Genomic DNA, 15,087 nt, shown 5'->3' on the forward strand with positions numbered 1-15,087 from the left:
GGCGCGGCGCCGCGCCCGTGCAGCACTCGATCATGGCCGGGGACGAGATCACCGGGGCGTCCACGTTCCTCATCGAGGAGGGGCTCGACTCCGGGCCGGTGTACGGGACGGTCACCGAGGAGATCCGGTCCACGGACACCAGCGGCGACCTGCTGACGCGGCTCGCCTTCGCGGGGGCCGGGCTGCTCGCCGCCACCATGGACGGGATCGAGGACGGCACCCTGAAGGCGGTGCCGCAGCCCGCCGACGGGATCACCCTCGCCCCGAAGATCACCGTCGACGACGCAAGGATCGACTGGGCGGCGCCCGCGCTGCGGGTCGACCGGGTCGTGCGCGGGTGCACACCGGCGCCGGGCGCGTGGACCACGTTCCGGGGCGAGCGGCTGAAGCTCATCCATGTCGCGCCGGTCCCCGAGCGGACCGAACTCGCGCCGGGCGCGCTGGAGGTCGGCAAGAACAACGTGTACGCCGGGACCGGCTCGTACGCCGTGGAGCTGCTCTGGGTCCAGGCCCAGGGCAAGAAGCCGATGAAGGCCGCCGACTGGGCGCGCGGCGTGCGCATCTCCTCCGGGGAGTCCCTCGGCGCCGAGGGCACCGTCTAGAGACAGTTCCTCGGCGCCGAGGGCACCGCTTGGAGGTGGTTCCTCGGCACCGTGGACACCGCCGGGAGGCAGTTCTCGGCGCCGAGGGCACCGCCCAGAGGTATCGCCCCCGGGCCCCGCCCTCATCGCCGACCCGCGTCGTACGCTGGTCGTGGCATCTCAACCCTTATCCGGAGCACCTTTTTCGTGAGTGAGCAGTCCCGCCCTCCCCGTAAGCCGGGCAAGCCGTACCGACGGCCCCAGAAGGACCCCGTCCGCCTCCTCGCCTTCGAGGCGTTGCGGGCCGTCGACGAGCGGGACGCGTACGCGAATCTCGTCCTGCCGCCGCTGCTGCGGAAGGCACGGGACAAGGAGGGACCCGAAGCGTTCGACGCGCGGGACGCGGCGCTGGCGACCGAGCTGGTGTACGGGACGCTGCGCCGGCAGGGGACCTACGACGCGGTGATCGCCGAGTGCGTGGACCGACCGCTGCGCGAGGTCGACCCGCCGGTGCTGGACGTGCTGAGCCTGGGCGCGCACCAACTGCTCGGGACGCGCATCCCGACGCACGCGGCCGTCTCCGCGTCCGTGGACCTCGCGCGGGTCGTTCTCGGTGACGGACGCGCCAAGTTCGTGAACGCCGTGCTGCGGAAGATCGCCCAGCACGACCTCGACGGCTGGCTGGAGCGGGTCGCGCCGCCGTACGACGAGGACCCCGAGGACCACCTCGCCGTCGTGCACTCGCACCCCCGGTGGGTCGTCTCCGCGCTGTGGGACTCGCTCGGCGGCGGACGGGCCGGGATCGAGGACCTGCTGGAGGCGGACAACGACCGGCCCGAGGTCACGCTGGTCGCCCGGCCGGGCCGGGCCACCACCGAGGAACTGCTCCGGGAGGACTCCGCGATGCCGGGGCGCTGGTCGCCGTACGCCGTGCGGCTCACCGAGGGCGGGGAGCCGGGGGCCGTCGACGCCGTACGGGAAGGCCGTGCCGGTGTGCAGGACGAGGGCAGCCAGCTCGTGGCGCTGGCCCTCGCGAACGCGCCGCTCGACGGACCCGACCGGGCCTGGCTGGACGGGTGCGCCGGACCCGGCGGCAAGGCCGCGCTGCTGGCCGCGCTCGCCGCCGAACGCGGTGCCGTCCTGCTCGCCTCCGAGAAGCAGCCCCACCGCGCCGGCCTGGTTGCCAAGGCTCTCGACGGCAACCCCGGGCCGTACCAGGTGATCGCGGCCGACGGTACGCGTCCGCCGTGGCGGCCCGGTTCCTTCGACCGGGTGCTGATGGACGTCCCCTGCACGGGGCTCGGGGCGCTGCGACGGCGGCCCGAGGCGCGCTGGCGGCGCCGCCCCGACGACCTCGACAACTTCGCCCCGCTGCAACGGGCCCTGCTGCGGACCGCGTTGGAGTCCGTACGGGTCGGGGGTGTCGTCGGGTACGCGACCTGCTCGCCGCACCTCGCCGAGACCCGCGCGGTCGTCGCGGACGTCCTCAAGCAGTACGGCGACACAGCCGACCTCATCGACGCCCGGCCCATGCTGGAGGGCGTACCGGCGCTCGGCGAGGGCCCCGACGTCCAGCTGTGGCCGCATCTGCACGGCACGGACGCGATGTACCTGGCGCTGATCCGCCGCACCGCCTGAACGCCGGGTTCCGCCCTCTAACCCCGCGGGCGTACCCCGCCGGGCGGTTGCTCCCCGAGTGTCTCCTCGGGTGTCTCCTCGGGCGTCTCCTCGTCCGGTTCGTCGTCGTCCGCGAGGTCGCGTACGTCGGCGTCCGGTGATGTGCGGACCGCCTCCCGCCACCGGGCCAGGAGGGGGGTGTCGCCGATGTCGTCGAGGAGCATGCCGAGGCCGTTCATCGCGAAGACGTCCGCCAGTTCGTGGTCGTCGTTCAGGGTCCCGGTGACCAGCGGGGCGAGGGCGTCGTGGAGGTCGGTCGTCCGGCCGAGGGTGCGCAGGATCTCTCGGCCCCAGATGCTCGTCTTGTTGACGCCCAGACAGCAGTCGTACAGCTCCGGGAGCAGGGCGAGGACCAGGTCCGAGTGGTCGCCTCCCACCTCGCGCAGCAGGTCCAGCACGGACAGGGTGTGCCTGCCCCTGCGCATCTCCTTCTTGAGCGCCGGCGCCAGATCGCCCTCCAGGGCGCGCTCCCGGGCGGCCGCCAGCTTCTCCTCGGCCTCGCGGAGCGCCTCCTCGGCGATGTAAACGTCGTGGCTCGCCCCCAGGAAGTCCGTCCACAGACGATCCGGGTCGCCCGCCTCCAGAACGTCCTCCAGTCTGTCCATCATGTTGTCGAACCAGCTCACCGGCTGCCCCCTGGACCCCGTACGCCACCGTCTGACGACGGTTCAGACCGATGAGGGGGTCCGGGGGTTGTCCTCGCGGGCCAGCCGGTGCGGCCACCACACCTTCGGGCCGATGTCCAGGAAGAGGGACGTGACGAGGACGGAGCGGACGATCAGGGTGTCGAGGAGGACGCCGAGGGCGACCGCGAAGCCGATCTCGGCGAAGGCGACCATGGGCAGGGTGGCGAGCGCGGCGAACGTGCCCGCCAGGACCAGGCCCGCCGAGGTGATGACCGCGCCCGTGGCCGCGAGGCCCGTCACGACACCCTTGCGGGTGCCCAGGTGGGCGGCCTCCTCGCGGATGCGGGTGGTGAGGAAGATGTTGTAGTCGATGCCCAGCGCGACCAGGAACACGAAGACGAAGAGCGGGAAGTCCGTCGTCTCTCCCGCGTAGTCGAAGAGATGGCGGAACGCGAGCGCGCTGATGCCGAGGGCCGCCGCGAACGACAGGATCACCGTGCCGATCAGCACCAGGGGGGCGATCAGCGCGCGGAGCAGGGCGCACAGGATCAGCAGGACCACGAGCAGCACCAGCGGGATGATCAGCAGATTGTCGTGCGTGGTGGCCCTGTCCATGTCCAGCAGGGCCGCCGTACCGCCGCCGACCTGCGCGTCGGCGTCCGGGACCGTGTGGACGGCGTCCCTGACCCGTTCGACGGTGTCCTTCGCGGCCTCGCTGTCGGCCGGGTCGGACATGGTCGCCTCGAAGAGGACCTTGCCCTCGTGGAAGGGTTTCGTGCCCGGCGGCAGCCCGAGGGAGTCCGGTACGACCCCCTCGGTGTCGGCGACCGTGCGGCCCACCTCACGGGCCTGCGCCTGGTTGCTGATGATCACCAAAGGATCGCCGCTGCCCGCCGGGAAGTAGCGTGCGGAGACCTCCTGACCGACGATCGAGTCCGGTTTCCCGGTGAACGCGTCCGCGTTGCCGATGCCCTCGGCGCGCAGTTGGATGAGGCCCAGTGAGCACAGGGCCAGGGCGGCCGCCGTGGCGATCCAGGTCGTACGCGGACGGCCGGAGATCCGTCGGCCCATCCGCGCCCACACCCCGCGCTCGGTCGGGTCGTCGGTGCCGAAGTGGGGGATGGCCGGCCAGAAGATCCAGCGGCCGACGATCACCAGCAGAGCGGGGAACAGCGTCATCATGGCGAGCAGCGCGACCGTGACGCCGATGGCCGCCACCGGGCCGAGACCGCTCGTCGAGTTCATCTCGGCGGCCAGCAGCACCAGCATGCTCAGCACGACCGTCGCGCCCGAGGCGATCACCGCCGGACCCGCCCGGTGCAGGGCCAGCGCCATCGCCTCGTGGCGGTCCTCGTGGCGGCGCAGCTCCTCGCGGTAGCGGGCGACGAGGAGCAGGGCGTAGTCGGTGCCCGCGCCGAAGACCAGCACGGTGAGGATGCCCGCGCTCTGCCCGTTGACGGTCAGCCCCGCGTGCTCGGCCAGCAGATAGATCAGCGCCTGGGCCGTGAACAGCGCGGCGACCACCGCGAGCAGCGGGATCACCAGCAGGGTCGGACTGCGGTACGTGAACAGCAGCATCACGATGACGACGGCCATCGCCGACAGCAGCAGCGTGGAGTCGATGCCCTCGAAGGCCTCGGAGAAGTCGGCGCTCGTCCCGCCCGGACCCGTGATGTGCACGGCGAGCCCGTCGCCGCCCTCACCCACGTCGTCGCGGATCGAGTCGACCGCGGGCGCGATCCGCTCCCAGCCCTTCTCGTCCATCGTGATCGGCACATAGATCTGGGCGGCCCTGGGGTCGGTCTCCCGGTCGTACACCGGCCCCCGGGTCTGGGCGCCGATGATGCCGTGATCGGTCAGCTGCTTGAGCTCCCGCACGTCCTCCTCGATCGCCGCCCGGTCCTCGGCGGTGAGCCCGCTCTCCCTGGCGTAGACGACGACCGCGGGGATCTGCTCGGGCCGGAAGTCCTCGGACATCTCCAGGACCTGTGTGGACTCGGCGGACCCCGGCAGCCACGACGCGGCGTCGTTGTCCTGCGCGTCGGTCAGCTTCGAGGCGAGCGGTGCCACCACGAAGAGCAGGACCAGCCACAGCCCCAGCACGACCCACTTCGCGCGCCGCCCGCACACCAGGTGGGCGACACCCCGGCCCCCCGTCATGACAACCCTCGCAACCTCGCCACCCCAGGGGCGCGGGGAACTGCGCGAGCGAGCACGGACAGCCCGCCGCCGACGTACCACGGTGGCGACCCCGGCCCCGCTACCCCCGGAGGGCATGGCAGGCTTGGTCCATGGCCGCGCAGATCAACCCAAGCATCCTGTCCGCCGACTTCGCCCGTCTCGCCGACGAGGCGAAAGCGGTCGAAGGGGCCGACTGGCTCCATGTAGACGTGATGGACAACCATTTCGTCCCGAACCTCACGCTCGGTGTGCCGGTCGTAGAGTCCCTGGCCCGTGCGACGCAGACGCCGCTGGACTGTCATCTGATGATCGAGGCCCCCGATCGGTGGGCGCCCCAGTACGTGGAAGCGGGTGCCGGTTCCGTCACCTTCCATGCCGAGGCGGCCGCCGCACCGGTGCGGCTCGCCCGTGAGATCCGGGCCAAGGGTGCCCGGGCCTCCATGGCGCTCAAGCCCGCGACGCCGATCGAACCGTACGAGGACCTGCTGCCCGAGCTCGACATGGTGCTGATCATGACGGTCGAACCGGGCTTCGGAGGCCAGGCCTTTCTCGACATCATGCTCCCCAAGATCCGCCGGACCCGCGAGTTGATCAGCAAGCACGGCCTCGACCTGTGGCTCCAGGTCGACGGCGGCGTCGCCGCGTCCACCATCGAGCGCTGCGCCGAGGCGGGCGCCGACGTCTTCGTCGCCGGTTCCGCGGTGTACGGGGCCGACGACCCGGCCGAGGCGGTCCGTGCGCTGCGCGCCCAGGCCGACGCCACCACGGCCACCGCCGGGTGGGCCTGCGGGCACTGAGACACCCTGTCGTACGACCGTGCGACCGCCGGACGAGCGGGGCAGGTCAAGCGACCTCCGGGCCAAGGAAACGTGAACGGCGTTCCTTCGGGCTGATCGAAAACGTCGGATCTGCAAGGATGAACGGCGTATCCATGTGTGAAGAGCAGTGAGGAGATGACCGTGTCGGGTATGTCGGCGGGCCGGTCAGCCATGCGGATGGGACCCGCTGAGCTGGTTCAGGCGGCGGCGATGGCCCGCCGCTTCTACCTCGAGGGCAAGTCCAAGATCCAGATCGCCGAGGAGTTCGGCGTGAGCCGCTTCAAGGTGGCCCGTGTCCTGGAGACCGCCCTCGAACGGGATCTCGTACGCATCGAGATCCGAGTCCCCGCGGAACTGGACGCCGAGCGCTCCGACGCCCTGCGTGCCCGCTACGGCCTGCGGCACGCCGTGGTCGTCGAGTCCCCGGCCGAGGCCGAGGAGTCGCCCGACCCCGAGAACCTCGGCGAGGTGGCCGCGGACCTGCTCGGCGAACTGGTCAACGAGGGCGATGTCCTCGGGCTGGCGTGGGGGCGCTCGACCATCCACATGGCGGCCGCCCTCGACCGGCTGCCGCCGTGCACGGTGGTGCAGCTGACGGGTGTCTACGACGCGGGGACCGCCGAGCGAGGCTCGGTGGAGGCGGTACGGCGGGCCGCGCAGGTGTCGGGCGGCGACGCCCACCCCATCTACGCGCCGATGCTGCTGCCGGACGCGGCCACCGCGGCCGCACTGCGCCACCAGACGGGGATCGCCCGGGCCTTCGAGTACTTCGACAAGGTCACGGTCGCCTGTGTGTCCATCGGCTCCTGGGAGGCGGGCATCTCCACGGTGCACGACATGCTCAGCGACGAGGAGCGGGCCCACTACGCCTCCCTCGGTGTCGCCGCCGAGATGTCCGCGCACCTCTTCGACGCCGAGGGCCGCCGGGTCGGTCGGGACCTCGGGGAGCGGTGCATCACGGTCAAGGCCGACCAGCTCCGCCGTATCCCCGAGGTCGTCGCGATCGCCGGGGGGCAGCGCAAGGCGGCGGCGATCGACGCGGTGCTGCGGTCGGGGCTGGTCACCAGCCTCGTCACCGACACCTCCGCGGCGGACTCCCTGCTGACGGCCGGACAGACCCCCCGCCCCGCGCTCAACCGCGCGGACCCGGACGGGCCCTGAGCGGCCACGGAAGCACAACGGACGGTCCCGGCGGGGAGCCGGGCAGGGGCGGGCGCGGTGGCACCGGCAGGTGCCGCGGCGGTCCGCCCCTCGCACTCCCGGCGGGCCCGTGCCGGAGGCCCGGACAACGCGGCGGGCGCAGGAAGCCGAACGCCACCAGGCGTCGGTCACGGCGGTACCGAGACGAAGGCGGTACGGAGATGAGCGGCAGCACACTCGCGGAGGTGCTGGGCGCCGGCGACTGGCTCCATGTCGAGCTGGACCTCACCGGGGTCGCCGACAAACCCGCGTTCATGGACCGCTGCGCCCGCGCCCTGGACCTCCCCGACCACTTCGGCCGCAACTGGGACGCCCTCGCCGACTGCCTCACGGACCTGTCGTGGGCGCCGCCCGTACGCGGACGGCTGGTCGTGATCACCGGGTGGCGTGAGTACGCGCTGGCCGAGCCGAACGACTGGAGCATCGCCCAGGAGGTGTTCGCCGAGGCCGCGGACCGCTGGACGGGCACCGGGACCGACCTGCGCGTCGTGCTCGCTCTCGGAGGATCCTCCTAGCCGGCGCCCGGTCCTCTGGACGATCCGTCGGGGACGCCCATACCCGCCGACATGGGACAATGAAGTACGTGCTCTTCCCCCTGGCGGTCCTGTCAGGGGGTCACCTCTGAACGACTGGGATGTGCGGCACGTGCGTTTCCTCAATGACATCCAGCCCGCGTACGACCTGACCTACGACGACGTCTTCATGGTCCCGAGCCGTAGCGCCGTCGGATCGCGGCAGGGCGTCGACCTGGCCTCCCCGGACGGCACGGGCACCACCATCCCGCTCGTCGTGGCCAACATGACCGCCATCGCCGGCCGCCGCATGGCCGAGACGGTCGCCCGTCGCGGCGGACTCGTGGTCATTCCGCAGGACATCCCCATCGAGGTCGTCACCGACGTCATCTCCTGGGTCAAGAGCCGTCACCTCGTCCTCGACACCCCGATCGTGCTCAACCCGCACCAGACCGTCGCCGACGCGCTCGCCCTGCTGCCGAAGCGCGCCCACAACGCGGGCGTCGTCGTCGACGACCAGCTGCGTCCCGTCGGCGTCGTCACCGACCGGGACCTGACCGGGGTCGACCGCTTCACCCAGCTCGAAGTCGTCATGTCCAAGGACCTGTTGCTCCTCGACGCGGACATCGACCCCCGCGAGGCCTTCAACCGCCTCGACCACGCCAACCGCCGCTACGCGCCCGCCGTCGACCAGGACGGCCGCCTCGCCGGCATCCTGACCCGCAAGGGCGCCCTGCGGGCCACGCTCTACACCCCGGCCGTCGACGCGAACGGCAGGCTGCGCGTCGCCGCCGCCGTCGGCATCAACGGCGACTTCGTGGGCAAGGCGAAGCAGCTGCTCGACGCCGGCGTCGACACGCTCGTCATCGACACCGCCCACGGGCACCAGGAGTCGATGATCAGCGCGATCAAGCTGGTGCGGGACCTCGACCCCCGGGTGCCGATCGCCGCGGGCAACATCGTCGCCGCGGAGGGCGTCCGCGACCTCATCGAGGCTGGCGCGGACATCGTCAAGGTCGGTGTCGGGCCCGGCGCCATGTGCACGACCCGCATGATGACCGGTGTGGGACGGCCCCAGTTCTCGGCGGTCCTGGAGTGTGCGGCGGAAGCCAGGAAGTACGGCAAGCACGTGTGGGCCGACGGCGGCGTCCGGCACCCGCGCGACGTCGCGATGGCGCTCGCCGCGGGCGCGTCCAACGTGATGGTCGGGTCGTGGTTCGCGGGGACGTACGAGTCGCCGGGCGACCTCCAGCAGGACGCCGGCGGGCGGCTGTACAAGGAGTCGTTCGGCATGGCCTCGGCGCGGGCGGTGCGCAACCGCACGAGCGAGGAGTCGGCCTACGACCGGGCGCGGAAGGCGCTGTTCGAGGAGGGCATCTCCACGTCGCGGATGTTCCTGGACCCGGCGCGGCCCGGGGTCGAGGACCTGATCGACTCGATCATCGCGGGCGTGCGGTCCTCGTGCACGTACGCCGGCGCGGGATCGCTGGAGGAGTTCGCGGAGCGGGCCGTCGTGGGCGTCCAGAGCGCGGCCGGGTACGCGGAGGGCAAGCCGCTGCACGCCAGCTGGAGTTGACGGCTGCCGAACGTCCTCCGCGTGAGGGGTGACTTCGTTGCGCGCATGCCGGCCCCGAAAGACACCGATCGCAACGGTGTGAAGCATGCGTGCAACGAACGCACGCCCCTCCCCGAGGAACGCAACGATCTTGCGTGGCTGCGCAAGGTTGCCGCATTACGCATGTAAAGCCCTGGCTCATAGGGTCGTGCGCTGTACGTGGCGTTGCGGGGACCTCCTGCTCGGTGGCCCTCGGTTGCGGTGCTGTCGGTCCTCTCTCGCCCTGAACCCATTCGATGAAGGAGCCGGCGCGTGCTCGACCAAGGCGCACCCCCGCAGCAGCAGAGTCACCCCGTCCCGCCACCCGGCGGTGTCGCCGGACGGCTGATGCGCCGTAAGCCCGTGGAACGCCTGGTCGCGGAGGGTGGTCAGGGCGAGGGAGGCTCGCTGCGGCGCTCCCTCGGCATGTGGCAGCTGACGATGATCAGCATCGGCGCCACCCTCGGCACCGGCATCTTCGTCGTCCTCGGTGAGGCCGTCCCCAAGGCCGGGCCCGCCGTCACCCTCTCCTTCGTGATCGCCGGCCTCACCGCGCTGTTCTCGGCCCTCTCCTACGCGGAGCTGGCCGGCAGCATCCCGGTCTCCGGGTCCTCCTACTCGTACGCGTACGCAACGATGGGTGAGCTGGTCGCCTGGATCTGCGGCTGGTGTCTGGTCCTGGAGTACGGCGTCTCGGTGTCGGCCGTGGCCGTCGGCTGGGGCGAGTACCTGAACGAGCTGCTCGACGGGACCCTCGGCGTGACCATCCCGGACGCGCTGTCGGCGCCGCCCGGTGACGGCGGGATCTTCAACCTGCCCGCCCTCATCGTGGTCCTGCTCGCCATGGCGTTCCTGCTCGGCGGCGCCCGTGAGTCCGCCCGCGCCAACACGATCATGGTGGTCGTGAAGATCGCCGCGCTGCTGCTGTTCTGCCTGATCGGCATCCAGGGCTTCCGCTCCGGCAACTACGAGAACTTCATGCCGCTCGGCATGGCCGGCGTCAGCGCCGCCGGGGCCACTCTCTTCTTCTCGTACATCGGGTTCGACGCCGCCTCCACCGCCGGCGAGGAGGCGAAGAACGCGCAGCGGGACCTGCCGCGGGCCATCATGCTGTCGCTGATCATCGTGACCGCGCTGTACGTGCTGGTCGCCGCCGTCGCCGTCGGGGCGCGGCCGTGGAAGGGCTTCGACGGCTCGGAGGCCGCGCTCGCCGGGATCATGAAGGACGTCACCGGGGACGCGTTCTGGGGGACGCTGCTGGCGGCCGGCGCGGTCATCGCCATCGCCAGCGTCGTGCTGACCGTGCTCTACGGCCAGACGCGCATCCTCTTCGCCATGTCGCGGGACGGGCTCGTGCCCAAGGTGTTCTCGCGGGTCCACCCGAAGACGGGCACGCCTCGGGTGAACACCGTCATCGTGTCGTTGTTCTGCGGTGTGCTCGCCGCGGCCATTCCGCTCGGGGAGCTCGCCAACGCCACCAGCATCGGTACGCTGTTCGCGTTCGCGCTGGTCAACGTGGCGGTCGTGGTGCTGCGGCGGACGCGGCCCGACATGCCGCGGACCTTCCGGGTGCCGCTGTCGCCGGTGCTGCCCGCGCTCGGGCTCGCGTTCTGCGTGTGGATGATGGGCAGCCTCGACACCATCACATGGGCCGTCTTCGGGGTCTGGATGGCCGTCGGGCTCGTGTTCTACTTCAGTTACGGCTATCGCCGCTCCCGTCTCGCGACTCCAGAGAAGTGATCCACCCGCAGTGCTGAACGATCTCGACGAACGCATCGTGCACGCCCTCGCCGAGGACGCCCGCCGCTCCTTTGCCGACATCGGCCAACTCGTCGGCCTGTCCGCGCCCGCGGTCAAGCGGCGCGTGGACCGGCTGCGGGCGACCGGCGCCATCACCGGGTTCACGGTCCGGGTGGACCCCGCAGCGCTCGGCTGGGAGACCGAGGGGTTCGTCGAGATCTACTGCCGGCGCAACACGTCGCCGGAGACCATCCAGCGGGGGTTGGAGCGCTACCAGGAGGTCGTCGCCGCGTCGACGGTCACGGGGGAGGCCGACGCCGTGGTGCAGGTCTTCGCCTCGGACATGCGGCACTTCGAGCGGGTGCTGGAGCGGATCGCGGGGGAGCCGTTCGTGGAGCGGACGAAGTCCGTGCTCGTTCTCTCTCCTCTGCTGCGGCGGTTCTCTTCCGGGTCGCCCGCCTGAGAGCTCGGGCGGTCGGTGCGTCGGCGGGTGCGGGTGCGTGGGGGCCGGTCGCGCCCACGCGGCGGAGCCGTATATCGAACGCAGCCCCGCGCCCTTTTGGTGGGCCGGGAGCTCCACGTCACTCCGCGGTCTTCCTGGCCAGCGCGTTGTTGCCGATCGAGTTGTGCACGCTGAAGCTCACCGCGTCCGGGCGGTAGCGGTCGTCGGACCATTCCACCGGGCGGCCCTCGCGGGTGGTGGTGACGCGTCGGACGCGTAGGAGGGGGCTGGTCCGGCGTACGGCGAGGAGCTCGGCGTCCCGGGCGCCGGCGGCCACCGCGTCGATGACGTGCTCGCCGTAGGCGAAGACCAGCCCGGTGTCGTCCAGCAGACGCTGGGTGACCGACGGGCAGTCCGCCTCGATGTGCTCGACGGCGGGGGAGATCCAGTCCGCGTACACCGTGCGTTCCAGCAGGACCGGCTGGCCGTCGAGACCGCGCAGCCGCAGAACGTGCAGGACGCGGGCGCCCGAGTCGAGCTGGAGGCGGACCCGGTCCTCCGCCGTGGCCGTGCGCCACTCCTGGGTGATCACCCGACCCGTCGCCTCCCGGCCCATCGCCCGCGCCCACTGCGCGAAACTGCGCAGCTCCGCGAAGCTCTGGCTGCGCCGGCCGGCCAGCACCACCCGGCGGGCGCCCTGACGTGAGCCGATGAGCCCCTCGGCGGTCAGCGTCGCCACCGCCTGGCGGACGGTGCCGCGCGAGACGCCGTAGCGGGCCGCGAGTTCGGTCTCCGGGGGCAGCAGACTCCCCACTGTGTAGTCCTCACGGTCGATCGCCCGCCGTAGCGCCTCGGCGATCTCCTCGTGTCGCGCGGCCATGGTCCCCCTCCGTCGTCCGGTCACCGGCTGTGTACAGCGCGACCAGCCTAACGAGCCGGGGAGGGGGCCGCTGAAGGAGCGCGTCCGCCAGTGATTGTGCGGGAAAACGTGCACGAGTATTTCGCCGGAGTTTACGTGCGTGATATGAAGCGCGGACCTAATGAGGCCAACTTGTTCAGACAAGTGCTCCACCCAGTTCGTCCCTGCGCGTACCCCTGGAGAGCCCAGTGAACCTCTTCCCGCCGAGAACCGCCGTCATCGGCGGCGCCCTCGCCGCCGCCGTCCTCACCCTCAGCGCCTGTGGCGCGGCACCCGAGTCCACGACCACCGACGACGGCGTCAACGCGGCCACCGCCACCTCGGCCGAGGACTTCGGCGGCATGGACGCGCTGGTCGCGGCGGCCAAGCGGGAGGGCAAGCTCAACGCGATCGCCCTGCCCCGCGACTGGGCCAACTACGGCGCGCTGATCGACGGCTTCCAGAAGAAGTACGGGATCAAGATCGAGGTCGAGAACCCGGACGGGGCCAGCCAGGACGAGATCAACGCCGTCACCTCCCGCAAGGGGCAGGACCGCGCGCCCGACGTGCTCGACCTCGGCAGCTCCTTCGCGCTGAGCGCCGCCCAGCAGGGGCTGCTGGCGCCCTACAAGGTCGCCGCGTTCGCCGACATCCCCGAGGGCCAGAAGGACCCGAAGGCCCGCTGGTACAACGACTACGGCGGCTACATATCCATCGGGTGCGACGCCAAGCGCGTCAAGGAGTGCCCCGAGACCTTCGCCGATCTGCTGAAGCCGAAGTACAAGGGCCAGGTCGCCCTCAACGGCAACCCCACCAAGTCCGGTTCGGCCTTCGGCGGTGTGTGGGCGGCGTCCCTGGCGAGCGGCGGTTCCTTCGACGACATCCAGCCCGGCCTCGACTTCTTCGCCAAGCTGAAGAAGAACGGCAACTACACGCCCGTCGAGTCCACCCCGGCCACCGTGGAGAAGGGCGAGACGCCCATCAGCATCGACTGGGACTATCTGAACGCCGGGTACGCCGACGAGTTCAAGTCCAAGGGCGTCGACTGGAAGGTCGTCGTCCCGGCGGACGGGAAGTTCTCCCAGTACTACTCCCAGGCCATCAACAAGGACGCGCCGCACCCGGCCGCCGCCCGGCTGTGGCAGGAGTACCTCTACAGCGCCGAGGGCCAGAACCTGTGGCTCGCCGGATACGCCCGCCCGGCCCTGATGCCCGCCATGGAGAAGGCCGGCACGCTCGACAAGACGGCCGCGGCCAAGCTGCCCAAGGTGGAGGGCACCCCCGAGTTCCCGACCGAGGACCAGCAGACCAAGGCCAAGGACGTGCTCGGACAGGGCTGGGCCAAGGCGGTCTCCGGGTGACCGCCGTCGTCACCGAGGCCGACACTCCGCTGGTGGCCGCCGCTTCCGTCAAGCGGCGGCCCCGCGCCGGCGGTTGGCTCGCCGTCCTCCCGCTGCTGGCCTTCGTGGCCGTCGCCTTCGGGCTGCCCGCCCTCGCCATGCTGAACGGCGCGTTCACCGTCAAGGACCAGAGCACCGGGGCCACGTCGTACACCACGGCGAACATGACGGCCTCCGTGCAGGGGGCCTACCTCACGGCCATGCTCGGCAGCGTGAAGCTCTCCGCCGTCTCGGCGGGCCTCGCCGCCGTCCTGGGGCTGCCGCTCGCCCAGGCCGTGGTGACCTCCCGCTTCCCGGCACTGCGCGAGGCGGTGCTCACCGCCTCGGGGGTGCTCGCCAACTTCGGCGGCGTCCCGCTCGCCTTCGCGTTCGTCGCCACGCTCGGCAACTCCGGTGTGCTGACCCGGCAGCTGGGCCTCACGGACAAGGGCTGGGACCTCTACAGCTTCTGGGGCCTGGTCATCGTCTACCTGTACTTCCTGATCCCGCTGATGGTCCTCACCATCACCCCCGCCCTCGACGGACTGCGCCTCCAGTGGCGGGAGGCCGCCCAGAACAACGGCGCCACCGGCTTGCAGTACTGGCTCCACGTGGCCCTGCCCGTCCTCGCGCCCTCCCTGCTCGGCGGACTCGTGCTCCTCTTCGGCAGCGCCTTCGCCGCGTACGCCACCGCCGCGGCCATGGTGGGCAGCTCGATCCCGCTGGTCACCCTCCAGATCGCCGACGCCATCTCCGGCAACGTCCTGGTCGGCCAGGAGAACGTGGCACTCGCCCTCAGCCTCGACATGGTCCTCATCGCCGGACTCGTCATGGCCGTCTACCTGCCCCTGCAACGTCGGAGCGCCCGATGGCTGGCCTGAACCCCGGGCGCGCGGCGCGGCGCCCCGCCCTGTGGCGCCCGCTCGTCCTCGCCTGCGCCGGGCTGTACTTCCTCGTCCCGCTCGCCGCCTCCGTGGTCTTCACGGTCGACGTGCCGGGGGAGGGTGTCACCTTCGACGCGTACACGCAGATCCTCGGCACCGACGGCTTCGTCTCCAGCCTGCTGCTGTCGCTGGAGCTGGCCGCCGCGACCATAGCCGTCGTCCTGCTGCTGATGGTGCCCGCCATGGTCGCGCTGCGGCTCGGCGCGCCCCGGCTGCGGCCCGTCGTGGAGGTCGTGTGCTCCCTGCCGCTGGTGGTGCCGCCGATCGCGTTCGTCGCCGGGCTCGGCACCGTGCTCAAGTGGGGGCCCGAACACCTCTCCCGCACCCCGCTGTTCCAGACGTTCGTCGCGATCCAGAACCCCGACTTCCCCGTGGTGCTGGTCCTCGCCTACGTGGTGATGGCGCTGCCCTTCGTGTACCGGGCCCTCGACGCCGGCCTGCGAGCCATGGACGTCCGCACCCTCGTCGAGGCCGCCCGCAGCTGCGGGGCGAACT

Annotated in this window: 14 protein-coding genes; 11 read left to right on the forward strand and 3 right to left on the reverse strand. The window is 71.4% G+C overall.

Translation table 11 applies throughout. The annotated features are described in order from the left end of the window. Positions 1 to 602, forward strand: a 602-nt coding sequence (locus AOK23_RS18180) for a methionyl-tRNA formyltransferase (RefSeq protein ID WP_276205742.1), incomplete at its 5' end; no start/stop codon positions are given. A 186-nt stretch (positions 603 to 788) separates the two neighbouring features. Next, positions 789 to 2,219, forward strand: coding sequence for an RsmB/NOP family class I SAM-dependent RNA methyltransferase (locus AOK23_RS18185; RefSeq protein ID WP_055713748.1), 1,431 nt, complete (start codon positions 789 to 791; stop codon positions 2,217 to 2,219). 17 nt (positions 2,220 to 2,236) lie between these two features. On the opposite strand, the gene AOK23_RS18190 is transcribed toward AOK23_RS18185, so the two are convergent. After that, positions 2,237 to 2,884 (reverse strand): hypothetical protein, encoded by a 648-nt coding sequence (locus AOK23_RS18190; RefSeq protein WP_055713749.1) that lies wholly within the window; start codon positions 2,882 to 2,884, stop codon positions 2,237 to 2,239. Positions 2,885 to 2,926: 42 nt separating this feature from the next. Further along, positions 2,927 to 5,044: an MMPL family transporter gene (locus AOK23_RS18195; RefSeq protein ID WP_055713750.1), complete on the reverse strand. Its 2,118-nt coding sequence runs from the start codon at positions 5,042 to 5,044 to the stop codon at positions 2,927 to 2,929. A 131-nt stretch (positions 5,045 to 5,175) separates the two neighbouring features. Here AOK23_RS18195 and rpe point away from each other — a divergent pair, with 131 nt between their 5' ends. The 6 genes from rpe to AOK23_RS18225 all read left to right on the forward strand — a co-directional run bounded on the left by rpe (position 5,176) and on the right by AOK23_RS18225 (position 11,392). After that, complete coding sequence (rpe, locus tag AOK23_RS18200; protein ID WP_055713751.1) at positions 5,176 to 5,862, forward strand: ribulose-phosphate 3-epimerase; 687 nt, start codon at positions 5,176 to 5,178, stop codon at positions 5,860 to 5,862. Positions 5,863 to 6,000: 138 nt separating this feature from the next. Further along, positions 6,001 to 7,044 carry a sugar-binding transcriptional regulator gene (locus AOK23_RS18205; protein WP_055713752.1) on the forward strand — a complete coding sequence of 348 codons (1,044 nt, stop codon included), beginning with the start codon at positions 6,001 to 6,003 and terminating at the stop codon, positions 7,042 to 7,044. Between the two features lie 200 nt (positions 7,045 to 7,244). Next, complete coding sequence (locus AOK23_RS18210; protein ID WP_055713753.1) at positions 7,245 to 7,598, forward strand: barstar family protein; 354 nt, start codon at positions 7,245 to 7,247, stop codon at positions 7,596 to 7,598. A gap of 130 nt (positions 7,599 to 7,728) precedes the next feature. Then, the gene (locus tag AOK23_RS18215; protein WP_055713759.1) at positions 7,729 to 9,171 is read left to right on the forward strand and encodes a GuaB1 family IMP dehydrogenase-related protein; all 1,443 of its coding nucleotides are present in this window, start codon (positions 7,729 to 7,731) and stop codon (positions 9,169 to 9,171) included. A gap of 291 nt (positions 9,172 to 9,462) precedes the next feature. After that, the gene (locus AOK23_RS18220; RefSeq protein WP_055713754.1) at positions 9,463 to 10,929 is read left to right on the forward strand and encodes an amino acid permease; all 1,467 of its coding nucleotides are present in this window, start codon (positions 9,463 to 9,465) and stop codon (positions 10,927 to 10,929) included. 10 nt (positions 10,930 to 10,939) lie between these two features. Continuing rightward, a complete protein-coding gene (locus AOK23_RS18225) occupies positions 10,940 to 11,392 on the forward strand; it encodes an Lrp/AsnC family transcriptional regulator (RefSeq protein WP_055517441.1) in 453 nt (150 codons plus the stop codon). 118 nt (positions 11,393 to 11,510) lie between these two features. On the opposite strand, the gene AOK23_RS18230 is transcribed toward AOK23_RS18225, so the two are convergent. Next, on the reverse strand, positions 11,511 to 12,251 hold the full coding sequence (locus tag AOK23_RS18230; protein WP_055713755.1) for a GntR family transcriptional regulator: 741 nt from the start codon (positions 12,249 to 12,251) through the stop codon (positions 11,511 to 11,513). Between the two features lie 227 nt (positions 12,252 to 12,478). Here AOK23_RS18230 and AOK23_RS18235 point away from each other — a divergent pair, with 227 nt between their 5' ends. The 3 genes from AOK23_RS18235 to AOK23_RS18245 form a co-directional block, all read left to right on the forward strand. After that, positions 12,479 to 13,630: an ABC transporter substrate-binding protein gene (locus AOK23_RS18235; RefSeq protein WP_055713756.1), complete on the forward strand. Its 1,152-nt coding sequence runs from the start codon at positions 12,479 to 12,481 to the stop codon at positions 13,628 to 13,630. Continuing rightward, entirely contained in the window at positions 13,627 to 14,529 is a 903-nt protein-coding gene (locus tag AOK23_RS18240; RefSeq protein ID WP_055713757.1) for an ABC transporter permease, read from the forward strand. Before AOK23_RS18235 ends, AOK23_RS18240 begins: the two co-directional genes overlap by 4 nt. Next, a partial coding sequence (locus tag AOK23_RS18245; RefSeq protein ID WP_055713758.1) for an ABC transporter permease occupies positions 14,517 to 15,087 on the forward strand: 571 nt, incomplete at its 3' end. The genes AOK23_RS18240 and AOK23_RS18245, both read left to right, overlap by 13 nt.

The organism is Streptomyces torulosus, assembly GCF_001419765.1.
GTDB classification, from domain to species: Bacteria; Actinomycetota; Actinomycetes; order Streptomycetales; family Streptomycetaceae; genus Streptomyces; species Streptomyces torulosus.

Excerpts from the sequence above, each read along its gene's own strand:
- AOK23_RS18195 (WP_055713750.1), bottom strand. The coding sequence starts at position 5,044 with ATGACGGGGGGCCGGGGTGTCGCCCACCTGGTGTGCGGGCGGCGCGCG.
- rpe (WP_055713751.1), top strand. The coding sequence starts at position 5,176 with ATGGCCGCGCAGATCAACCCAAGCATCCTGTCCGCCGACTTCGCCCGT.
- AOK23_RS18210 (WP_055713753.1), top strand. The coding sequence starts at position 7,245 with ATGAGCGGCAGCACACTCGCGGAGGTGCTGGGCGCCGGCGACTGGCTC.
- AOK23_RS18230 (WP_055713755.1), bottom strand. The coding sequence starts at position 12,251 with ATGGCCGCGCGACACGAGGAGATCGCCGAGGCGCTACGGCGGGCGATC.